A 21,719-nucleotide genomic window follows, 5' to 3' on the forward strand; every position below is an offset into this window, starting at 1 on the left:
TCGTCGAGAACACACAGGGAGCAACCGGAATGGGTTCGGTTCGCGTAGCCATCGTCGGCGTGGGCAACTGCGCCGCCTCGCTCGTGCAGGGCGTCGAGTACTACAAGGACGCCGACCCGGCGAGCAAGGTGCCGGGTCTGATGCATGTCCAGTTCGGCGACTACCACGTCCGGGACGTCGAGTTCGTGGCCGCCTTCGACGTGGACGCGAAGAAGGTGGGCCTGGACCTCGCGGACGCCATCGGCGCCAGCGAGAACAACACCATCAAGATCTGCGACGTGCCGAACACCGGGGTGACCGTTCAGCGCGGTCACACCCTCGACGGTCTCGGCAAGTACTACCGCCAGACCATCGAGGAGTCGGCCGAGGCCCCGGTCGACATCGTCCATGTCCTCAAGGACAAGCAGGTGGACGTGCTGGTCTGCTACCTGCCGGTGGGTTCCGAGGACGCCGCCAAGTACTACGCACAGTGCGCCATCGACGCCAAGGTCGGCTTCGTCAACGCCCTCCCGGTCTTCATCGCCGGCACCAAGGAGTGGGCCGACAAGTTCACCGAGGCCGGTGTCCCGATCGTCGGTGACGACATCAAGTCCCAGGTCGGTGCCACCATCACCCACCGCGTCATGGCGAAGCTGTTCGAGGACCGGGGCGTCATCCTGGACCGCACCATGCAGCTGAACGTCGGCGGCAACATGGACTTCAAGAACATGCTGGAGCGGGAGCGGCTGGAGTCCAAGAAGATCTCCAAGACGCAGGCCGTCACCTCCCAGATCCCCGACCGGGATCTGGGTGAGAACAACGTCCACATCGGCCCGTCCGACTATGTGGCCTGGCTGGACGACCGCAAGTGGGCCTATGTCCGCCTGGAGGGCCGTGCCTTCGGCGACGTCCCGCTGAACCTGGAGTACAAGCTCGAGGTCTGGGACTCCCCGAACTCCGCGGGCGTCATCATCGACGCGCTGCGCGCCGCGAAGATCGCCAAGGACCGGGGCATCGGCGGCCCGATCCTCTCCGCCTCCTCGTACTTCATGAAGTCGCCGCCGGTGCAGTACTTCGACGACGAGGCTCGCCAGAACGTCGAGAAGTTCATCAACGGCGAGGTCGAGCGCTGACCGCTCACCCCCCGGTCCGATCGGACCCGATGAGTCCCCGCGGCACCCGCCGCGGGGACTCATCGCGTGTGTGACCCTTGCTGCCATGCCCGTCGTACGTGATCCGCGCGTACTCCTGCGCCTGAGGGACTTCCGCCGGCTGCTCGCCGTCCGGCTGCTCTCCCAGTGCGCGGACGGCGTCTACCAGGTGGCGCTGGCCGCGCATGTGGTCTTCTCGCCCGAGCGGCAGGCGTCCCCGGGCGCGATCGCCTCCGCGATGGCGGTGCTCCTGCTGCCGTACTCCCTCGTCGGCCCGTTCGCCGGGGTGCTGCTGGACCGCTGGCCCCGGCGCCAGGTGCTCCTGCTCGGCAATCTGCTGCGCGCCCTGCTCGCCGGTGTCACCGCTGTACTGCTCGTCGCCACGGTGCCGGAGTGGCTCTTCTACGTCTCCGCGCTCTGCGTCACGGCCGTCAACCGGTTCGTACTGGCCGGTCTTTCGGCGGCGCTGCCCCGGGTGGTGGACGAGGACCGGCTCGTCGTGGCCAATTCCCTCACCCCCACCGCCGGGACGCTCGCCGCCGCCGCGGGCGGCGGACTGGCCTTCCTGGTCCGCCTGACCTCGGTCGGCTCCGATGCCGCCGTCGTGCTGCTGGGTGCCGCCCTCTACCTCGGCGCGGCACTGGCCTCGCTGCGCCTGGGCCGCGCGCTGCTCGGGCCACCGCCGGAACTGATCCGGTCCCGGCCGTGGGCGGCGGTGCGGACGACCGCCCGGGGCCTGGCGGAAGGGGTACGGCACCTGGCCGAGCGGCGAGCGGCGGCCGGGGCACTGGCCGCGATGACGGTGACGCGCTTCTGCTACGGCGCCCTCACCGTGCTGGTACTGATGCTCTGCCGGTACGCCTGGTCGGCGACCGAGTCCGAGGGGCTGGCGCTGCTGGGGCTGGCGGTGGCCGCCTCGGGGGCGGGCTACTTCGCGGCCGCCCTGCTGTCGCCCTGGGCGGTCGGGCGGCTGGGGACGGCCCGCTGGATGACGGTCTGTGCCGCCGCGGCCGCGGTGCTGGCGGCAGGGCTGGGGCTCACCTTCGCGCCCGGACCGCTGCTGGCCGCCGCCTTTCTGCTGGGGCTGGTCACCCAGTCGATGAAGATCGCGACCGACACGGTGGTGCAGACCTCGGTGGAGGACGCGCACCGGGGCCGGGTGTTCTCGCTCTATGACGTGCTCTTCAACGCGGCCTTTGTCGCCGCCGCCGGACTGGCCGCTCTGCTGCTGCCACCGGACGGCCGGTCGGTGTCCCTGGTCGCCGTGGTGGCCGTCCTCTACGCGGCTGTCGCCGTGGCCCTGCGGCGGTGTTTCACGTGAAACACCGCGCGCCCCAGGGCGGTCTCCCGCACGGACCGCGTCGGCGGCCGCCGGGATCCGCCGCTGGTGGTGTTTCACGTGAAACACCACCAGCCCTCCCGGCTCACTCCTGGCCGGCCCACCACTCCTTGAGCGCGGCGACGGCCGCCCCGTGCTCCAGCGGCCCGTTCTCCAGCCGCAGGTCGAGCAGGAAGGCGTACGCCCGCCCCACGGCCGGGCCCGGGCGGATGCCCAGGGCCTCCTGGATCTGGTTGCCGTCGAGGTCGGGCCGGATGGCGTCCAGCTCCTCCTGCTGCTGGAGCTGGGCGATCCGCTCCTCCAGGCCGTCATAGGTCCGCGACAGCGCGGCGGCCTTCCGCTTGTTCCTGGTGGTGCAGTCGGAGCGGGTCAGCTTGTGCAGCCGGGAGAGCAGGGGACCGGCGTCCCGTACATAGCGACGGACCGCCGAGTCGGTCCACTCCCCGGCGCCGTAGCCGTGGAAGCGCAGATGCAGCTCCACCAGGCGCGAGACATCCTTGATCAGCTCATTGGAGTACTTGAGAGCGGTCATCCGCTTCTTGGTCATCTTCGCCCCCACCACCTCGTGGTGGTGGAAGGAGACCCGGCCGTCCGGCTCGAACCTGCGGGTCCGCGGCTTGCCGATGTCATGGAGCAGGGCGGCCAGCCGCAGCGTGAGGTCGGGACCGTCCTCCTCCAGGTCGATGGCCTGGTCCAGCACGGTCAGCGAGTGCTCGTAGACGTCCTTGTGCCGGTGGTGCTCGTCGCTCTCCAGCTTCAGGGCCGGCAGCTCCGGCAGCATCCGCTCGGCGAGACCGGTGCCGACCAGCAGCCCGAGCCCCTTGCGGGGGTGTGTGGACAGCAGCAGTTTGTTGAGCTCGTCCCGCACCCGCTCGGCGGAGACGATCTCGATCCGGTCGGCCATCCCCTTCATCGCGTCCAGGACCTCGGGCGCCACCTCGAAGTCGAGCTGAGCGGCGAACCGGGCGGCACGCATCATGCGTAGCGGATCGTCGGAGAAGGACTCCTCGGGCGTGCCCGGGGTGCGCAGGGTCCGCGCGGCCAGATCGTCCAGACCGCCGTACGGATCGATGAACTCCTTCTCGGGCAGGGCGACGGCCATCGCGTTGACCGTGAAGTCGCGCCGCACCAGATCCTGCTCGATGGAGTCGCCGTAGCTGACCTCGGGCTTGCGCGAGGTCCGGTCGTACGCCTCCGACCGGTAGGTGGTGATCTCCACCTGGAAGTTCTGCACGGCGTCCCCGACCCGGGCGCTCTTCTGCGATCCGACCGTGCCGAAGGCGATGCCCACGTCCCAGACCGAGTCCGCCCAGGGGCGGACGATCTTCAGTACATCCTCGGGCCGGGCGTCGGTGGTGAAGTCGAGGTCGTTGCCGAGTCTGCCGAGCAGTGCGTCCCGTACCGAGCCGCCGACCAGCGCCAGCCGGAATCCGGCATCCTGGAAACGGCGGGCGAGCTCGTCCGCGACGGGCGAGACACGCAGCAGTTCACTGACGGCGCGCTGCTGCGCCCGGCTCAGAGCGATCGGGTGTTCTTCGTTGGCGTTCGGCACAACAGAAAAGGGTACGTGCCGCCACCCGGCCGGACGTCCCCGTTTCCCCCCGTGCCCCGCCGATCCCCCGAAGCGGTCCCCGGCACTTCGCCACAGCGCCCATCGTTACCATGCGTGGACGCAGGAACCGACATCCACCAACGGCAACAGACGACGAGGGACGGGCGAGCGCGTGGCCGAGGCGGCAGACTTCCAGGGCATCCGCCCCTCCCCTGCCCGCCGCTGGCTGCGGCGTACGGCCGCCGTGCTGGCGGGGGTCCTGCTGCCGGCCGGACTGCTCCAGGGGCCGGCGCTCGCGGAACCCCAGGACGGCAAGGCCCGGGGCGCCTCCACCGTCCATGTGTCGCTCGACACAGTCACCCCCGCCGCCCCCGTCGAGGGCGACACCCTGACCCTCTCCGGCACCGTGACCAACGAGGGCAAGGAGACCGTCAGCAACGCGCAGATGGATGTCCGGGTCGGCGACGGGCCCACCGGCCGGGGCGCCATCGACCGGGCCGCGGGACGGACCGGTGGCTTCACCGAGAGCGGGGACGGCAAGCCGCTGGGCGGCCCCTACACGCTGAAGATCCCCCAGCTGCCCTCCGGGATCACCCGGGACTTCAGCCTCTCCGTCCCGGTCGACAAGCTGGAGCTCGACGGGGACGGCGTCCGGCAGCTCGCGGTCTCGCTCTCCGGGCGCACCCCGAGCGAACCGTACGACCAGGTGCTGGGCATCGGGCGCACCCTCCTGCCGTGGCAGCCCGAAACCACCGAGAAGAAGACCGGCCTCACCTATCTCTGGCCGCTCATCTCCTCGACCCATCTCTCCGCCGAGACCGGCCCGGACGACCAGCAGACCCCGGTCTTCGAGAACGACGACCTCGCCGCCGAGCTGGCCCCCGGCGGACGGCTCCAGCAGCTGGTCTCGCTCGGCGCCGGCCTGCCGGTCACCTGGGTCGTCGACCCCGACCTGCTCGCCACCGTCGAGGCGATGACCCGCGACTACCAGATCAAGGACGGCTCTACCCGGGTGCCGGGCACCCACCAGGCGGTGGCCAAGCAGTGGCTCAACGAGCTGGAGAAGGCGGTGAAGGACCGGGAGATCGTCGCTCTGCCGTACGGCGACCCGGACCTCGCCTCGCTCGCTCACCGCGGCCGGGACGTGTCCGGCTCGCTCAGCCATCTCCAGCCCGCGACCGAGGTGGCCGGAGCCACCGTCGAGACGATCCTCCACGTCAAGCCGTCCACCGACTTCGCCTGGCCGGTGGACGGGGCGATCGATCCGTCGATCGTGGACGTCGCCACCTCGGCCGGCGCCGACAAGGTGATCGCCCGCAGCGACAGCGTCCGGGACGATCTGCCGTACGCGCCCAACGCCGCCCGGCCCATCGGGGGCGGCACCACCGCTGTCGTCGCGGACGCGGCCCTCTCCACCGCCTTCACCGGTGATCTGACCCGGGCCTCCGACGCCACCCGGGCCGTCCAGCGGTTCCTCGCCCAGACGCTGGCCATCACCCAGCAGCAGCCGGGCAAGCAGCGCGACATCGTCGTCGCCCCGCAGCGCACCCCGACCACCAGCCAGGCCCAGGCGATGGCGAGCGCTCTGCGCACCCTCGAGGCCCAGCGCTGGACCCAGCCTCTCGACCTGAGCACGGCGGCCCTCGCCAAGCCCGACCCCGGCGCCACCACCGAGGTGCCGGGACCGGCCGACTACCCGCGCGAGCTGCGCCGGCAGGAACTGCCCGTCCAGGCGTTCCAGGACATGCGCGCCACCCAGGACGACCTGGACAACTTCACGGTCATCCTCACCTTCGCCTACCGGGTGACCACCCCGTTCGGCAACGCGATCAACCGGGAGATGTCAGCCTCCTGGCGCGGCCGGCCGGAGCCCGCGCGCGCCTACCGGGCGGAGGTCCTGCGGCACCTCCGGGGCCTCACCACCGAGGTGCAGCTGATCGAGAAGTCCGACCTCACGCTCTCCGGACGCAGCGCCACCATCCCGGTGACCGTGCAGAACAAGCTGCTCCAGGGCATCGACCATCTGGTGCTGAGGCTGGAGTCCAGCAAGCCGACCCGGCTCGGGCTCAACGGCGGCGCGCCCATGGCCGAGCAGCAGATCCAGGTCGACGGCGGACACAGCCAGTCGGTGAAGTTCACCGCGTCCGCCAACGCCAACGGGCCGGTGCGGATGAAGGCGCAGCTGTACACCCAGGACGGCAGGCCGTACGGCAAGCCCATGGAGTTCACCGTCAAGGTCTCCGAGATCACCCCGACCGTGATGCTGGTGATCGCCGGCGGTGTCTTGCTGCTCGTGCTCGCCGGCATCAGGATGTACACCCACCGCAAGCGTGCGGCCGCCCGCCGGCCCGCGGAGGCAGACGCACCGGAGCCGGGCTCCCCGGAAGCCGGTGCGGAGGCGGCGGACGAGCGGGCCGGCGGTACGGAGGCGACCGGGGTGACCGAGGGAGCCGGCGACGGATCGTCCGTGCGGCCCGACCCCTCGGGCCGCACGGACGACGGAAGCCCGGACAGCACCGGCGCCCCGGTGTCCGACGGCCCGGAGCAGCCGAGTGACCCGGCGGCAAACACCGGACGGGAAAACGCCGACCCGTCCGGCACGGGTGAGAAAGTGGACCGTTGAGCGATGTCGTGGCCGGTCGGCCGGGGACGATGAGGTGGGGCAGGAATGAACGCGCCGTACGACGGTGACCGCGGCCAGGACGCGGGCGGCGGCAGCGCGCCTTATGGCGGGCCGCCCCCCGGCGCGGGGCAGTCTTCGCCCCAGGAGCCGCCCGCTCCGGACCCCTATGTCCAGCACGCCTATGAGCAGGATCCCTACCGGCAGCAGGACCTCTCCACCCAGGACCCGGTGGGGGAGGCCCTCTACGACCGCGCCGCGCACCCGCCGCCCCCGCCGGGCACCTGGCCGGAGCCCCAGCCGCTCTACCAGCAGCCGGCCGCCCCGCAGTACGCCCCGGACCCCCGGGTCTGGGCGCAGACCCCGCCGCCCGAGCCCGAGGGCCCGTCCCGCCGTCTGCCGTACGGGGACGACGCCCGGACCGTGCAGTTCACGGGCGTCGACGAGCTGGTCACCCGGGCGAGCCAGCAGCGCCCGGAACCGGACGCCTTCGCTCATCTGTACCAGGACCAGCGCGGCCACCAGCCGGCCCCGGCGCCCTCCCCGGAGCCGGAGCCCGCACCCGCCGCCGCGCCCACGCCACCGAAGTCGGGCGGCCGGGTCTCGGGGCTGCTGAAGTCCAGCGCCGTGATGGCTGCGGGCACCCTGGTCTCCCGGCTCACCGGCTTCCTGCGCACGCTGGTCGTCACCGGCGCGCTAGGCGCCGCCTTGCTCGGTGACACCTACACCGTCGCCTACACCCTGCCCACGATGATCTACATCCTCACCGTGGGCGGTGGACTGAACTCGGTCTTCGTGCCGCAGCTGGTGCGCTCGATGAAGAGCGACGCGGACGGCGGCGAGGCCTACGCCAACCGGCTGCTCACCCTCGTCATGGTGGCGCTGGGTGTCATCGTGCTGCTCGCTGTCTTCGCCGCACCCCTGCTGATCAGTGCCTTGTCCCCGACGATCGCCGGGGACCCGGCGGCGAACGGCGTCGCCGTCACCTTCGCCCGCTACTGCCTGCCGACCATCTTCTTCATGGGCGTGCACGTGGTCATGGGGCAGATCCTCAATGCCCGCGGCAAGTTCGGCGCGATGATGTGGACCCCGGTCCTCAACAACATCGTGGTGATCGTCACCTTCGGCCTGTTCATCTGGGTCTACGGTTCCTCGGCCCAGTCCGGCATGAAGGTGACGACCATCCCCGACGAGGGTGTGCGGCTGCTCGGCGCCGGCACCCTGCTCGGCCTGGTCGTCCAGGCGCTGGCGATGATCCCCTACCTCCGTGAGGCGGGGTTCCGGTTCCGTCCGCGCTTCGACTGGAAGGGCCATGGACTCGGCAAGACGGTCAAGCTGGCCAAGTGGACCGTGCTCTTCGTCCTCGCCAACCAGGCGGGCGTGGTGGTCGTCACCCAGCTGGCCACGGCGGCGGGCAAGGCGTCCGGCAAGGACGGCGCGGGCTTCCTGGCCTACTCCAACGCCCAGCTCATCTGGGGCATGCCGCAGGCGATCATCACCGTCTCGGTGATGGCCGCGCTGCTGCCCCGGATCTCCCGCGCCGCGCACGACAACGACCCGGGTGCCGTCCGTGACGACATCTCGCAGGGCCTGCGGAACTCGGCCGTCGCCATCGTCCCCGTCTCCTTCGCCTTCCTGGCTCTCGGTGTGCCGATGTGCACCCTGCTCTACGCCTCGGCCGGCCAGGAGGCCGCGCGGGGCATGGGCTACATGCTGATGGCCTTCGGCCTGGGTCTGATCCCCTACTCGGTGCAGTACGTGGTGCTGCGCGGTTTCTACGCCTACGAGGACACCCGGACGCCCTTCTACAACACGGTCATCGTGGCGGCCGTCAACGCGGCGGCGTCCGCCCTCTGCTACGTCCTGCTGCCGGCCCAGTGGGCCGTCACCGGGATGGCCGCCTCCTACGGTCTGGCCTACGCGGTGGGGGTGGGCATCGCCTGGCGCCGGCTGCGCAACCGGCTCGGCGGCGACCTGGACGGCTCCCTCGTCGTACGCACCTACGCCCGGCTCTGCATGGCCTCGCTGCCCGCCGCGCTGCTGGGCGGCACCGCCGGGTTCGCCGTCCTGGCGGCGCTCGGCGAGGGCGCGGCTGGTTCACTGATCGCGCTGATCACCGGAGGGATCGTGCTCGTGGGTGTCTTCTACGGCGCGGCCCGGAAGATGCGGATCGAGGAGATCAACGCGATGGTCGGCATGGTCCGCGGCCGGCTCGGCCGCTGACCGGACGAGCCATCGCACAACCATCGCCGGTCGTCGTGTGTCGTGCATAGCACGGGACTGTGGGCACAATTGGCGTGGCTGTGGAACACGGCGCAATGGATGGGGAGGCAGGAACGACGGTGGCGGAACGTAGCACGGCTGCCGTCGACGTGGCCGACAACAGCGGTGACGAGCCGCTGTCCGCCAAGGCGGAGCAGGCCGCGAACGACGGGGTGGCGGAAACACAGGGAGCCGGTGAACGGTCCGAGCGGGCCGGTGGGTCCGACCGGGACCACGCCGATGCGTCCGGTTCGCGGGAACCCGCCGTGACCGCGTCGCCCGAGCTGCACAGCGGCCACAAGCTCGCCAGACGATACCGGCTGGAGGAGTGCCTCACCCGTCTGGACGGCTTCAGCAGCTGGCGCGCCGTCGACGAGAAGCTGCGCCGCGCGGTCGGAGTGCACGTCCTCCCCGCCGACCACCCGAGGGCCCGGTCGGTGCTCGCGGCGGCGCGCTCCTCGGCGCTCCTCGGCGACCCCCGGTTCGTGCAGGTGCTGGACGCCGTCGAGGACAACGACCTCGTCTACGTGGTGCACGAGTGGCTACCGGACGCCACCGAACTCACCGCCCTGCTCGCGGCCGGCCCGCTGGAACCGCACGACGCCTACCAACTCGTCAGCCAGGTCTCCCAGGCGATGGCGGCCGCCCACCGGGAGGGCCTGGCCCACCTGTGTCTGACCCCCGGGACCGTTCTGCGCAGTTCCACCGGCCAGTACCGGATCCGCGGCCTCGCCGTGAACGCCGCCCTGCGCGGGGTCACCGCCGAGCGTCCGCAGCAGGCCGACACCGAGGCCATCGGCGCCCTGCTGTACGCCGCGCTCACCCAGCGCTGGCCCTATGAGACCCATGCGCACGGCCTTTCCGGGCTGCCCAAGGGCGTCGGGCTCATTCCGCCGGACCAGGTGCGCGCGGGAGTGCACCGGGGTCTCTCGGAGCTGGCGATGCGCGCCCTGGTCAACGACGGGGCGACCGCCTCCCGCCAGGAACCGCCCTGCGCCACCCCTGACGAGCTCTCCAAGGCCGTGGCGGCGATGCCGCGCATCCGTCCGCCGGAGCCCGAGTTCCCGCCGCCGCCGGAGTACCCGCGCACCACCTTCCCGCAGGGCGGATACGGCCGGCCGCCCGGCCGTCCCGGTCCGGCGGCCCCGCAGCCCGTGCCGGTCCCGCCGCCACCGTTGCAGAGCCGTACCGGGCGGGCCCTGAAATGGGCCGTCTCGGCGCTCCTCATCGCGGCGCTGGGGCTGGGCAGCTGGCAGGTGGCCGACAAGCTGCTCTCCAAGGAGAAGTCGGCCGAGGAGCCGAAGAACACCGCGCCCTCGATCGTCGCGGGCGGCGGTGAGAAGCACAGTCCCGCGCCGCTCGCTCCACTGGCCGTCCAGGACGCCCGGGAGTACGCGCCGGACGGCTCCCCACAGGACGCCGAGGACGCGTCCAAGTCCCACGACGGTGACGCCTCCACCTACTGGCGCACCAACAGCTTCAACGACGGTCCGGAGTTCGCCCCCTCGGTGAAGTCGGGGGTGGGCATCGTCTACGACCTCGGCGCCGAGAAGGATGTCGCTGCCGCCTCGATAGCGCTGCGGCACGGTGGGCCCCACACGACGGCGGCGATCTACGCCACCGATGGGCTCTCCCCCTCGGGACCGGTGAGCTCCATGGAGAAGATCGCCGGTGGACGCACCGGGAGCTCGTCGCTGGTGCTCACCGCCAAGAAGCCGGTCAAGACCCGGTACGTCCTGCTGTGGCTGACCGCCCTGCCGTACTCCGCCCAGGACGGGTACAGCGGCGCGGGGTACAAGCAGGGCATCACCGACGTCAGGTTCACCGGCTGACCCGGATCGCCGCGGGAGGGGGGCTCACCGATGGACGACGGCACACGCGCCGGCAGTGGCGACCAGGAGCTCCTGGCCCGCCATGTCGCGGGTGACCCGGATGCCTTCGGTGAGCTCGTGCGACGCCACCGCGACCGTCTCTGGGCGGTGGCGCTGCGCACCCTCGGAGACCGTGAGGAGGCCGCCGACGCGGTCCAGGACGCCCTGGTCTCGGCGTTCCGGGCGGCCCATACCTTCCGCGGCCAGTCGGCCGTGACCACCTGGTTGCACCGGATCACCGTCAATGCCTGTCTGGACCGGGCGCGCAAGGCCGTCGTCCGCCGCACCTCCCCGGTCGACGACACGGAGCGGCTGGACCAGTTGCTCGAGCCCCATGAGTCGGCCGAGGCACCGGCCGAGCGCCAGGACCTGCACCGACAGCTGATCGCCGCCCTGGGCCGGCTCCCGGCGGAGCAGCGCGCCGCCCTGGTCCTGGTGGACATGCAGGGCTACCCGGTGGCCGAGGCGGCCCGGATGCTCGATGTGCCGCCGGGGACGGTCAAGAGCCGCTGTGCCCGGGGCCGGGCCCGGCTGCTGCCCATGCTCACTCATCTGCGCGGCGACTCCATGGGTAACGTCGGTGAGGACGGGGGAAGGAACCGGACGCCGGGGACAACCGTCCCACCGGTGTCGGGACCGAAGGAGGCAGGGCCGAGTGATCCTGCTGCTGCGAAGGGCGGAGGTGGGCGCGCGTGACATCCACGGCCGACACGGCACAGCACCCGGACGTCTCTGAGATCTCCGATCTCACCGAAGGGCTCCTTCCACCGGGCCGCACCGCCGATGTGCGCCGCCATCTCGGCGGCTGCGAGCTGTGCGCCGATGTCCGCACCTCGCTGGAGGAAATCCGCGGACTCCTGGGCACCCTGCCCGGCCCGAGCCGGATGCCGGCCGATGTCGCCGGCCGCATCGATGCCGCCCTGGCCGCCGAGGCACTGCTCGAATCCACCGCGCCGCCGGAGGGCCCTGGCGCCAATGTTTCACGTGAAACAACCGGGCCCACCGGCGAGCCGTCCCCGGCCGCCCGGTCCGCCGACCGTCCGGCCGGCCGGCCTCGCACCGACACCAACGGGCCGGGGCGTACCCGCCGCACCCGGGGCCGGCGCCGGGCGGCGATCCTGGGAACTGTCCTCGGTGTGGCCGCCGCCGGTGTGGGTGTGCTGCTGTTCCAGCCGAGCGACCCCGCCGGTGAGAAATCCACCGCGGCCCGGCCGAGCGAAGCCTCCACCGGTGCTCCAGCCGCCTTCTCCGGCGCCCCCCTCGACCGTCGCGTCCGGGAGTTGCTCACCGAGACGCCGGCACACGAGAACCGGGGGCTCAAGACGCCGCACCGAGCACCGTCGGAGCACAATGACACCGGCCCCCATGTCATGCGCACCGAGGAGGCGGGGCTCCCGTCCTGTGTCCGGGCGGGGACACACCGCGACACCGCACCGCTGGCCGCCGAGGCAGGCACCTACCAGGGACACGCGGCCTATCTGGTACTGCTTCCCCGCCCCGGGGACACCACCCGGGTCGATGCCCTGGTGCTGGACGCCTCCTGCACCGCTTCCCCGGACGGGGCCCCGGCCCGGGTACTGAGGACCGAGTCGTATCCCCGCCCGTAGGGCCGAACGAGCGCTCCGTGAGCCGGCGGCCACCGTGTCCGGCCGAGGTCGGACGAGTGCGTGCGCCACGGGCCACCGTACGACCGCGCATCCGGCCCGCCGCCGGTCTCGCTCCTCCGGCGGTCGCCCCTTGGCCGGAGCGGGGGGCCGGGAATGCCGACCCCGTAGGATCCGTTGGGTGGGGTAAGAGTCCCTGACCCCGCCCCATGGACAGTAGGCAGTCCGCAGAGACGAGGAAAACCCGTGAGCGACGTCCGTAACGTGATCATCATCGGTTCCGGGCCCGCCGGCTATACGGCTGCGCTCTACACCGCGCGTGCCTCCCTGAAGCCGCTGGTCTTCGAAGGCGCCGTCACCGCCGGTGGCGCCCTGATGAACACGACCGACGTGGAGAACTTCCCCGGTTTCCGCGACGGCATCATGGGACCCGACCTGATGGACAACATGCGGGCCCAGGCTGAGCGGTTCGGCGCCGAGCTCCTCCCGGACGACGTGGTCGCCGTCGACCTCACCGGCGACATCAAGACCGTGACCGACACCGCCGGTACGGTGCACCGTGCCAAGGCCGTCATCGTCACGACCGGCTCCCAGCACCGCAAGCTCGGCCTCCCGAACGAGGACGCCCTCTCCGGACGCGGCGTCTCCTGGTGCGCCACCTGTGACGGTTTCTTCTTCAAGGACCAGGACATCGCCGTGGTCGGCGGCGGTGACACCGCGATGGAGGAGGCCACTTTCCTCTCCCGGTTCGCCAAGTCGGTCACCATCGTGCACCGCCGTGACACCCTCCGTGCCTCCAAGGCCATGCAGGAGCGTGCCTTCGCCGACCCGAAGATCTCCTTCGCGTGGGACAGCGAGGTCGCCGAGATTCACGGCGAGCAGAAGCTCACTGGTCTCACCCTCCGCAACACCAAGTCGGGGGAGACCACCCCGCTCGCGGTGACCGGTCTCTTCATCGCCGTCGGCCATGACCCCCGCACCGAGCTGTTCAAGGGCCAGCTGGACCTGGACGACGAGGGCTATCTGAAGGTCGAGGCCCCGTCCACCCACACCAACCTCACCGGTGTCTTCGGCGCCGGCGATGTGGTGGACCACACCTACCGCCAGGCCATCACCGCGGCCGGTACCGGTTGCTCCGCCGCGCTGGACGCCGAGCGCTTCCTGGCGGCTCTCGGTGACACCGAGAAGGCCGCGGAGCCGGAGAAGACTCCTGCCGTCTGATTACCCCCCGCCCCACCCCCACCCCTCTCCCCGAGCAAATAAGGAGGCCGCCGTGGCCGGCGCCCTGCAGAACGTGACCGACGACTCCTTCGAGGAGGTCGTCCTCAACAGCAAGAAGCCCGTTCTGGTGGACTTCTGGGCTGCCTGGTGCGGTCCCTGCCGCCAGATCGCCCCGTCGCTGGAGGCCATCGCCGCTGAGCATGGCGATCAGATCGAGGTGGTCAAGCTCAACATCGACGAGAACCCCGCCACGGCGGCCAAGTACGGCGTCATGTCCATCCCGACGCTCAACGTCTACCAGGGCGGCGAGGTCGCCAAGACCATCGTCGGTGCCAAGCCGAAGGCCGCCATTGTCCGCGACCTGGAGCCCTTCCTCGGGGACCCGGCCGCCAAGGCCTGACAACGGCGTTTCGCCGGGCCGACTGCCCGGCGAAGTGGTGGAGATGTTTCACGTGAAACCGTGAAACCAAAAAGCCGGGAATTCGGAACGGCCCATCCCGCTCGGGGTGGGCCGTTCCGCATGCCGACGCGGGACCCCTCCCTCCTAGAGCGGCCGGAGCGCGGGCTCCTTCTGAACGGCGCCCAGCAACCGGTCCAGGGCCAGCTCGACGTCTTCCTTCCAGGAAAGGGTGGTGCGGAGCTCCAGCCGCAGCCGTGGATAGACGGGGTGCGGGCGGACCGTCTTGAACCCCACCGAGAGCAGATGGTCTGCGGGCAGCAGACATGCGGGCTCCTTCCAGCGGGCGTCCCCGAACGCCTCCACCGCTCTGAAGCCCCGGCGCAGCAGGTCCTTCGCCACCGTCTGCACCATCACCCGCCCCAGTCCCTGCCCCTGGTAGCCGGGCATGATCAGGGCGGTGATCAGCTGAACGGCGTCCGGGGAGACCGGGCTGGTCGGAAAGGCGGTGGAGCGGGGCACATAGGCGGGTGGAGCGTAGAGAACGAAGCCCACCGGTGTGTCGTCCACATAGACGACCCGGCCACAGGAGCCCCAGTCCAGGAGAACGGCCGAAATCCACGCCTCCTTCTCCAGCCCGGGTGTGCCCGCCTTTACCGCGGCTTCTCCGCTGACCGGGTCAAGCTCCCAGAAGACACAGGAGCGGCACCGCTGGGGGAGGTCCGGAAGGTTGTCCAGCGTGAGCGGTACGAGCCGACGCCCCATGAAGGCTGCTCCTCACTTCCCTCGCCCGCTGCCTCGCGAGCGGCCGCCAGTGTGCTCCTCTCGCGCAGCAGGCTTCCGACAAAGCCACCCAGGGCTCCGAGCCCCAGGCCCGCCGTGACCCATTGGCTGCGGCTCACCTCTCGCATGCCTGGCTCTCCCTCCGCGGTGATCAGGCGGATGCGCATACCGATACGCATCGTAGCGATCGGGCGATGACACGCATACGGGAAGACGCCACAGGGCGGACCACCGCCGGTGTGCACCGGACACGCGATCCGCCCTGAGACTTCCCCGGGCCGGGGCCTGCAAGCGCGAGCGGACCGACCGGTGGGTACGGGTGGTGCCGGAACCCGGCCGCCGGGGTACGGCGCTCGGCCTCACCCGTCCCCGTACGCCTCGTCCGCTCGTGCGTCACCCGCTCCGCGAGCCGGAGGTCGCCCGTTCTACGAGCCGTCCTGCCGGTCGGAGTCCGGCTCCAGCACCCGGCCCTCGCCGGGGGCCAGGGTGGTGAGAATCCGCTCCAGGTCCTCCATGGAGGCGAACTCGACCACGATCTTGCCCTTCTTCTGGCCCAGGTCGACCTTCACCCGGGTCTCGAAGCGGTCGGAGAGCCGGGAAGCCAGACCAGTCAGGGCCGGGGAGACCCGGGAACCGGCCCGGGGCCCCCGGGACTTGGCCGGGGCCTCCGGCTCCGAACCCATCAGGGTGACAAGCTCCTCCACCGAGCGGACCGACAGCCCCTCGGCAACGATCCGCTGTGCCAGCTGCTCCTGAGCCTCCGGGTCCGCCACTGGCAACAGGGCCCGGGCGTGGCCGGCGGAGAGGACTCCGGCGGCGACCCTGCGCCGGACCGGCAGCGGAAGCCGCAGCAACCGGAGGGTGTTGGAGACCTGGGAACGCGAGCGACCGATCCGATCGGCCAGCTCGTCATGGGTGCAGTGGAATTCCTCCAGGAGCTGCTGGTAGGCGGCGGCCTCCTCCAGCGGATTCAGCTGGGCCCGGTGCAGGTTTTCCAGCAGGGCGTCGAGGAGCAGCCGGTCGTCGTCCGTGGCCCGGACGATGGCCGGGATCCGCTCGAGTCCCGCCTCCCGGCAGGCCCGCCACCGCCGCTCGCCCATGATCAGCTCATACCGCTCGGGGGCGACCTGCCGGACGACGACCGGCTGGAGCAGGCCGACCTCCTGAATGGAGACGACCAGCTCGGCCAGCGCCTCCTCGGTGAAGACCTCACGCGGCTGGCGCGGGTTGGGGGTGATCGCGCCGAGCGGCAGCTCCGCGAAGTACGCCCCGGCCGGCGACCCGGCCTCCGCCTCCACCGGCTCCCGCTCCTCCTGCCGCTCCTGGGAGGGCAGGCTCGCTCTCGTGCCCCGCGGATTCGTCACCGTGGCGACCGGAGCTCCACGCCCCGTCAGCGCAGCGGCCGGACCGGGGGAGGCGCCCTTCGGCACCGATGCGACCGGTCGCTCCTGGGGCGCGTCGGGGATCAGCGCCCCCAAACCGCGGCCCAGTCCCCTACGTCGCTCGCTCACTGAATCCCCTCCGACATGCTGTGCTGGTTGTTCGGGTCACCGGGGCGGCCGCCCTGGTGACCGTGGTGGACGTCGTAGTGGATACCGGCGCCACGCAGGGCGATCTCACGCGCCGCCTCCAGATAGGAAAGGGCGCCACTGGATCCCGGATCGTAGGTCAATACCGTCTGCCCATAGCTCGGCGCCTCGGAGATCCGGACCGAGCGCGGGATGCTGGTACGCAGCACCTCGCCACCGAAGTGACTGCGCACCTCCTCGGCCACCTGTGAGGCCAGCCGGGTACGGCCGTCGTACATGGTGAGCAGGATCGTGGAGACATGGAGATGGGTGTTGAGGTGCCCCCGCACCAGCTCCACATTGCGCAGCAGCTGGCCGAGGCCCTCCAGCGCGTAGTACTCGCACTGGATCGGGATGAGTACCTCGGCGCCCGCCACCAGAGCGTTGACGGTCAGCAGCCCCAGCGACGGCGGGCAGTCGATGAGGATGTAGTCCAGCGGCTGCTCATACGCCTGGATGGCACGCTGGAGCCGACTCTCCCGCGCCACCAGCGACACCAGCTCGATCTCCGCACCGGCGAGATCAATGGTGGCCGGGGCGCAGAAGAGGCCCTCGACGTCCGGGACGGGCTGAACCACGTCGGAGAGCGGTTTGCCCTCCACCAGGACGTCATAGATCGAGGGGACCTCGGCATGGTGGTCGATACCGAGGGCGGTGGAGGCGTTGCCCTGCGGGTCGAGGTCGATGACCAGGACACGGGCGCCGTGCAGCGCCAGCGAGGCGGCGAGATTGACCGTGGTGGTCGTCTTGCCGACTCCGCCCTTCTGGTTGGCGACGACCATGATCCGGGTCTGTTCCGGCCGAGGAAGACCGGCGCCGGCCCGGCCCAGCGCCTCCACGGCCAGCTGGGCGGCCCGGCCGACGGGCGCGCCGACGGGATCGGCACCACCCGCGGGGCCGGCGCCGCCGTCGGTCAAGGGCGGTGTTTCACGTGAAACATCATCCCCGGGTGATTCGGTGCGGGGGCCGGGGACCGGGTCGGTCATCGGTCCCGCGATGTTGGCGTCGGACCGCAAGGATTCACTCTCCTCGGCTTCAGGCTCGCGATGGACAGAGCCTGCCATGCTTTTGGGGTCACGAACCAGCGAGGCCCGGGCTTCTGTGGATGAATCCCCCTCTGTGGACAATCCGGTGACCCGTGGGGGTTCCCGACGATCGCGCGATGACCCGGCCGGACGCCCCCGGCTGATGATTCCGTGGAGCAGTGAGCGATGTTTCACGTGAAACACGATGCCTGCGGCCCCTGGCCCATAGGGGGCGACACTCCGCGAGGCGCCCCCTCATGGAGGTGCGGCAGAGACGAGCCCTGCGCGGGCTCAGCTCCCGGAAGATCCCCCGGAGGGCCCGTGAAGCCCTCGGGCCCCACGGGATCAGCCATCCGTCAGCGGTGGCGGCGCGAGGGCCGTGCCGCCTTGGCCCGCTTGGCCGCGAAGCGCACCCCGCCGGGGCTCTCGCCCACCTCGGCCCGCACCACCGTGGACATCGGGTCGACCAGCCCCTCACCGACCTGGAGAACGGAGGTGTTCACCACACCCAGCCTGCCGAGCGCCGCCCGGGCGCCTCGCAGCTCCTCCTCGGCGGTGTCCCCCTTGAGCGCCAGCATTTCCCCGTACGGCCGGAGGAGAGGGACACCCCAGCCGGCCAGCCGGTCCAGCGGCGCCACGGCCCGCGCGGTCACCACATGCACCGGCGGCACCTTGCCGAGCATCTCCTCGGCGCGGCCTCGCACCACGGTCACATGGTCGAGGCCCAACAGCTCGACGACCTCCTGGAGAAAGTTGGTGCGGCGCAGCAGCGGTTCCAGCAGGGTGATCCGAAGATCCGGGCGGACCAGCGCCAGCGGGATGCCCGGCAGCCCCGCGCCGGAGCCGACATCGCAGACCGTGACGCCCTCCGGGACGACCTCCGAGAGCACCGCGCAGTTCAGCAAGTGGCGCTCCCAGAGCCGGGGAACTTCACGCGGTCCGATCAGACCGCGCTTGACCCCGGCGTCCGCCAGAAGCTCGGCATACCGGACGGCCTCCGGGAAGAACTCACCGAATACCGTCCGTGCTGCCTCGGGGGCCTGGGGAAGCTCTTCTGCCTCCGTCACGGGAACACGTCCTTCCGTACCGCTTTGCGGGACTGAGTGGCCGACCGGTCGAGGCCGGTCCTTCTCCGGTCGATCCTGCCGGGACCACGGCCTCCGTTCGACCGGAAAGAACGGAGGCATCCGATGAAACCCCTCGCCCGCCGATGTCGCCATGGACGACCGCCGGCCCGGCCCCGGTGGCGCCCGGAGGACCGGACACGCCCCTGGAGACCGGGAGCGGACCCGACCCCCGGCCTCGGACCTGGAGCCGGCCTCGCGACGGGTTCGGGGAGGCCCGGGTTCCCCAGGTGCACCGGACGACTCCGCAGTGGAGCCGCGGGAAGGGTTCGGCCGGCACCGCCGGGGACCGGGGGACCGACAGACGCCGGCCCCGTCTGCGCACAGACGGGGCCGGGCGGGGAACGCGATCAGGCAGGCAGCACAACGACGAAGCGCTGCGGCTCCTCGCCCTCGGACTCGCTGCGCAGGCCGGCGGCGGCGACCGCGTCGTGCACCACCTTGCGCTCGAACGGGGTCATCGGCTTCAGTCGCACCGGCTCCCCCGAGGACCTGACCTCGTCCACCGCCTTGGCGCCCAGCTCGGCGAGCTCGGCGCGCTTCCTGGCCCGGAATCCGGCGATGTCCAGCATCAGCCGGCTGCGCTCACCGGTCTCCCGGTGCACGGCCAGCCGGGTCAGCTCCTGGAGCGCCTCCAGCACCTCGCCGTCCCGGCCGACGAGCTTCTGAAGATCGCGGCCCGCCGCGTCGCTGACGATCGAGACGGCAGCCCGATCGGCCTCGACGTCCATGTCGATGTCGCCGTCGAGATCGGCGATGTCGAGGAGGCCCTCAAGGTAGTCGGCCGCGATCTCACCCTCCTGCTCCAGGCGGGTCAGGGTGTCGACACCCTCGGCGGCAGAGGTGGTGCCTTCCGTCACGGATGGACTCCTTCTTACTTCTTGGACGACGGGTGCTTGGGCCGCTGCGGGCCCTTGCGCTGTCCGGACTTGGCCTGGCGAGCGGAGCGGGGCGCGGAGTCGCCGCCGGAACCGGCCCCGGCGCGCTCCTCCGCGGCGGTGTCCCCGGCGTCTCCGTCCTTCTTCTCCAGCGACGTCCTGGCGGCCGTGGTGCCGCCGGTCTGCCGCTGAGCCTTGCTCTGCCGCCTTGGCTGCTGACGGCGGCCCGCTGCGGCGTCCTCCGCCTCGGCGGTGGCCGGGTCGGCCTTGGCGACGCTGCCGTCCGCCTGGGCCGAGAAGCCCGCCTTGGCGAGCCCGGTGATGAAGCGCCGCTCGTTCTCGTTGCGGTCCGGCCCCTTGGCGACGACGGCCTGGACGACATTGCGCCGACGCCGGCCGCGTACTTCCCCATGCGTGCTGACGCTCTTGAGCAGGCGCTGGAGGTAGTGGTCCTGGGCCTTGCTGCCCGGCGTCGGGTTCTGGTTGATCACGAACATCTGCTGGCCCATGGTCCAGACGTTGGTGGTCAGCCAGTAGACGAGGACACCGACCGGGAAGTTGATGCCCATCACAGCGAAGATCAGCGGGAAGATGTACATCAGCATCTTCTGCTGCTGCATGTACGGGGTCTTCACCGTCAGGTCGACGTTCTTCATCATCAGCTGGCGCTGCGTGTAGAACTGCGAGGCCGACATCATCACGATCATGACCGCCGTGACGATGCGCACGCTGTTCAGCGAGGCGTCGAGCGCCGCGACCTTCTCGGGGCTGTCCATGAACTTCGCGGCGAGCGGGGCCCCGAAGATGTGCGCCTGCCGGGCGCTGTCGAGCAGCGACTGGTTGATGACGCCGATGGTCTTGCCCGAAGCGATGCTGGAGAGCACGTGGTACAGGGCGAAGAAGAACGGCGACTGCGCCAGGATGGGAAGACACGAGGAGAGCGGGTTGGTGCCCGTCTCCTTGTAGAGCTTCATCATCTCTTCGGACTGACGCTGGCGGTCGTTCTTGTAGCGCTCCTGGATCGCCTTCATCTTGGGCTGGAGCGCCTGCATGTTCCGGGTCGACTTGATCTGCTTCACGAAGAGCGGGATCAGACAGACCCGGATCAGCACCACCAGGGACACGATCGACAGACCCCAGGCCCAGCCCGTGTCGGGTCCGAAGAGAGCTCCGTACAGCTTGTGGAACTGGACGATGACCCACGAGACGGGTGTGGTGATGAAGCTGAACAGACTGGCAATCGTGTCCACTAATCAGGCTCCTTGAGCATTGGGCGAGGTCTCTGCGGCCGGGCTCGTCTCGGCGGAGTGCCCGCCCTTGCCGCCGCGCAGCTTGGCGCGCAGCAGTTCGTGCCAGCGCGGACGCCTGCGGGGCGGGACGTGGTCCACACCGCCGGGCGACCACGGGTTGCACCGCAGGATGCGCCAGGCGGTGAGAGCGCTGCCCTTCACGGCGCCGTGCCGGTCGATGGCCGTAAATCCGTAGTGGGAACACGACGGGTAGTACCGGCAGACGGGCCCGAGCAGCGGGCTGATCGTCCACTGGTACAGCTTGATGAGAGCCAGCAGCGGGTACTTCATCGCGCGCCCCCTCCCAGCAACCGCTGCAGGGCGGCGTCCAGGTCTCGGGCCAGCTGTGCGGTTTCGGCGTCACCCGCTCCGGGCAGCGCCCGCACTACCACCAGGCTACCGGGGGGCAGCTCGGAGAGCCGGTCCCGCATCAGATGGCGCAGTCTGCGCTTCACCTGGTTGCGGACGACGGCACCACCGACGGCCTTGCTGACAACGAAACCCGCACGCGTCGGGGAAGCGCTCTCCCCAGGCGCGTGCGGGTCCGTTGCACCGCTTCGTAGGTGGACGACGAGGCGCGGGCGCCCGGCCCGGCGTCCTCGGCGTACCGCGGTCGCGAAGTCCTCGCGCCGCCTCAGCCGATTCTCGGAAGGCAGCACGTCACGACCTGTTCGCGATCAGGCGGACAGGCGTGCGCGACCCTTGCCACGGCGGGACGCGAGAATCGCGCGGCCGGCACGGGTACGCATGCGCAGGCGGAAACCGTGGGTCTTCGCGCGACGACGGTTGTTCGGCTGGAAGGTGCGCTTGCTCACTCGGGGGCTCCAGAAATGATTTCAGTGGTGGCGGGACATCGCCTGGCTGTCACCGTGCGCCCACGAGTAGCTCGCAATACGCCCGAGTGCACCGCTTCTACTCACGACACGGAAAACCGCTGGTCGTGACCTTTGCCCATCGGAGGCAGGCGGCAGCAGCCATCGACAACTCGACCTGGTTACGGTACGCGCGGCTACGCCATCCGGTCAAACCCGCTCCCCGCCGGGGCCCACTATGCAC

At 70.8% G+C, this 21,719-nt stretch carries 19 protein-coding genes; 9 read left to right on the forward strand and 10 right to left on the reverse strand.

Annotated features, from left to right (window positions below):
• The first annotated feature begins 29 nt into the window (after positions 1–29).
• Both NX801_RS05870 and NX801_RS05875 read left to right on the forward strand, forming a co-directional pair.
• Positions 30–1,112, forward strand: coding sequence for an inositol-3-phosphate synthase (locus NX801_RS05870; RefSeq protein WP_258785929.1), 1,083 nt, complete (start codon positions 30–32; stop codon positions 1,110–1,112).
• Between the two features lie 85 nt (positions 1,113–1,197).
• Positions 1,198–2,451: an MFS transporter gene (locus tag NX801_RS05875; protein WP_258785930.1), complete on the forward strand. Its 1,254-nt coding sequence runs from the start codon at positions 1,198–1,200 to the stop codon at positions 2,449–2,451.
• A 103-nt stretch (positions 2,452–2,554) separates the two neighbouring features.
• Here the strand turns inward: NX801_RS05875 and NX801_RS05880 are convergent, their stop codons facing one another.
• A complete protein-coding gene (locus NX801_RS05880; protein ID WP_258785931.1) occupies positions 2,555–4,021 on the reverse strand; it encodes a CCA tRNA nucleotidyltransferase in 1,467 nt (488 codons plus the stop codon).
• 172 nt (positions 4,022–4,193) lie between these two features.
• Between NX801_RS05880 and NX801_RS05885 the strand changes: the two genes are divergently transcribed.
• From NX801_RS05885 to trxA, 7 genes are all read left to right on the forward strand, one after another.
• Positions 4,194–6,644, forward strand: a complete 2,451-nt coding sequence (locus tag NX801_RS05885) for a DUF6049 family protein (protein ID WP_258785932.1) — start codon at positions 4,194–4,196, stop codon at positions 6,642–6,644.
• Positions 6,645–6,689: 45 nt separating this feature from the next.
• Positions 6,690–8,864 carry a murein biosynthesis integral membrane protein MurJ gene (gene murJ / locus NX801_RS05890; protein ID WP_258785933.1) on the forward strand — a complete coding sequence of 725 codons (2,175 nt, stop codon included), beginning with the start codon at positions 6,690–6,692 and terminating at the stop codon, positions 8,862–8,864.
• 119 nt (positions 8,865–8,983) lie between these two features.
• Positions 8,984–10,735 (forward strand): protein kinase family protein, encoded by a 1,752-nt coding sequence (locus NX801_RS05895; protein WP_258785934.1) that lies wholly within the window; start codon positions 8,984–8,986, stop codon positions 10,733–10,735.
• Between the two features lie 30 nt (positions 10,736–10,765).
• Positions 10,766–11,470, forward strand: coding sequence for an RNA polymerase sigma factor SigM (gene sigM, locus NX801_RS05900; protein WP_258785936.1), 705 nt, complete (start codon positions 10,766–10,768; stop codon positions 11,468–11,470).
• On the forward strand, positions 11,467–12,381 hold the full coding sequence (locus NX801_RS05905; protein ID WP_258785937.1) for a hypothetical protein: 915 nt from the start codon (positions 11,467–11,469) through the stop codon (positions 12,379–12,381). Before sigM ends, NX801_RS05905 begins: the two co-directional genes overlap by 4 nt.
• Before the next feature lie 243 nt (positions 12,382–12,624).
• Entirely contained in the window at positions 12,625–13,599 is a 975-nt protein-coding gene (gene trxB / locus NX801_RS05910; protein ID WP_258785938.1) for a thioredoxin-disulfide reductase, read from the forward strand.
• A gap of 52 nt (positions 13,600–13,651) precedes the next feature.
• On the forward strand, positions 13,652–13,999 hold the full coding sequence (trxA, locus tag NX801_RS05915; protein WP_258785939.1) for a thioredoxin: 348 nt from the start codon (positions 13,652–13,654) through the stop codon (positions 13,997–13,999).
• A 144-nt stretch (positions 14,000–14,143) separates the two neighbouring features.
• Here trxA and NX801_RS05920 read toward each other — a convergent pair whose 3' ends face one another.
• The 9 genes from NX801_RS05920 to rpmH all read right to left on the reverse strand — a co-directional run bounded on the left by NX801_RS05920 (position 14,144) and on the right by rpmH (position 21,478).
• The gene (locus NX801_RS05920; protein WP_258785940.1) at positions 14,144–14,761 is read right to left on the reverse strand and encodes a GNAT family N-acetyltransferase; all 618 of its coding nucleotides are present in this window, start codon (positions 14,759–14,761) and stop codon (positions 14,144–14,146) included.
• A 443-nt stretch (positions 14,762–15,204) separates the two neighbouring features.
• Entirely contained in the window at positions 15,205–16,290 is a 1,086-nt protein-coding gene (locus NX801_RS05925; RefSeq protein ID WP_258785941.1) for a ParB/RepB/Spo0J family partition protein, read from the reverse strand.
• Entirely contained in the window at positions 16,287–17,411 is a 1,125-nt protein-coding gene (locus NX801_RS05930) for a ParA family protein (protein ID WP_258785942.1), read from the reverse strand. The genes NX801_RS05925 and NX801_RS05930 overlap by 4 nt, the downstream gene beginning before the upstream one ends.
• Before the next feature lie 317 nt (positions 17,412–17,728).
• Entirely contained in the window at positions 17,729–18,439 is a 711-nt protein-coding gene (rsmG, locus tag NX801_RS05935; RefSeq protein ID WP_258785948.1) for a 16S rRNA (guanine(527)-N(7))-methyltransferase RsmG, read from the reverse strand.
• Between the two features lie 407 nt (positions 18,440–18,846).
• A complete protein-coding gene (locus tag NX801_RS05940; protein ID WP_258785949.1) occupies positions 18,847–19,356 on the reverse strand; it encodes a Jag family protein in 510 nt (169 codons plus the stop codon).
• A gap of 14 nt (positions 19,357–19,370) precedes the next feature.
• Positions 19,371–20,624, reverse strand: a complete 1,254-nt coding sequence (gene yidC / locus NX801_RS05945) for a membrane protein insertase YidC (protein ID WP_258785950.1) — start codon at positions 20,622–20,624, stop codon at positions 19,371–19,373.
• 3 nt (positions 20,625–20,627) lie between these two features.
• Complete coding sequence (gene yidD / locus NX801_RS05950) at positions 20,628–20,954, reverse strand: membrane protein insertion efficiency factor YidD (RefSeq protein ID WP_258785951.1); 327 nt, start codon at positions 20,952–20,954, stop codon at positions 20,628–20,630.
• Positions 20,951–21,322: a ribonuclease P protein component gene (gene rnpA, locus NX801_RS05955; RefSeq protein WP_258785952.1), complete on the reverse strand. Its 372-nt coding sequence runs from the start codon at positions 21,320–21,322 to the stop codon at positions 20,951–20,953. Before rnpA ends, yidD begins: the two co-directional genes overlap by 4 nt.
• 18 nt (positions 21,323–21,340) lie before the next feature.
• Positions 21,341–21,478: a 50S ribosomal protein L34 gene (gene rpmH / locus NX801_RS05960; RefSeq protein WP_003949374.1), complete on the reverse strand. Its 138-nt coding sequence runs from the start codon at positions 21,476–21,478 to the stop codon at positions 21,341–21,343.
• Positions 21,479–21,719 lie beyond the last annotated feature (241 nt).

The sequence above is a fragment of the Streptomyces pyxinae genome, from assembly GCF_024756275.1.
In the GTDB taxonomy this organism is placed as follows: Bacteria; Actinomycetota; Actinomycetes; order Streptomycetales; family Streptomycetaceae; genus Streptomyces; species Streptomyces pyxinae.

Excerpts from the sequence above, each read along its gene's own strand:
- NX801_RS05870 (WP_258785929.1), top strand. The coding sequence starts at position 30 with ATGGGTTCGGTTCGCGTAGCCATCGTCGGCGTGGGCAACTGCGCCGCC.
- NX801_RS05875 (WP_258785930.1), top strand. The coding sequence starts at position 1,198 with ATGCCCGTCGTACGTGATCCGCGCGTACTCCTGCGCCTGAGGGACTTC.
- murJ (WP_258785933.1), top strand. The coding sequence starts at position 6,690 with ATGAACGCGCCGTACGACGGTGACCGCGGCCAGGACGCGGGCGGCGGC.
- sigM (WP_258785936.1), top strand. The coding sequence starts at position 10,766 with ATGGACGACGGCACACGCGCCGGCAGTGGCGACCAGGAGCTCCTGGCC.
- NX801_RS05920 (WP_258785940.1), bottom strand. The coding sequence starts at position 14,761 with ATGGGGCGTCGGCTCGTACCGCTCACGCTGGACAACCTTCCGGACCTC.
- NX801_RS05930 (WP_258785942.1), bottom strand. The coding sequence starts at position 17,411 with ATGGCAGGCTCTGTCCATCGCGAGCCTGAAGCCGAGGAGAGTGAATCC.
- yidD (WP_258785951.1), bottom strand. The coding sequence starts at position 20,954 with ATGAAGTACCCGCTGCTGGCTCTCATCAAGCTGTACCAGTGGACGATC.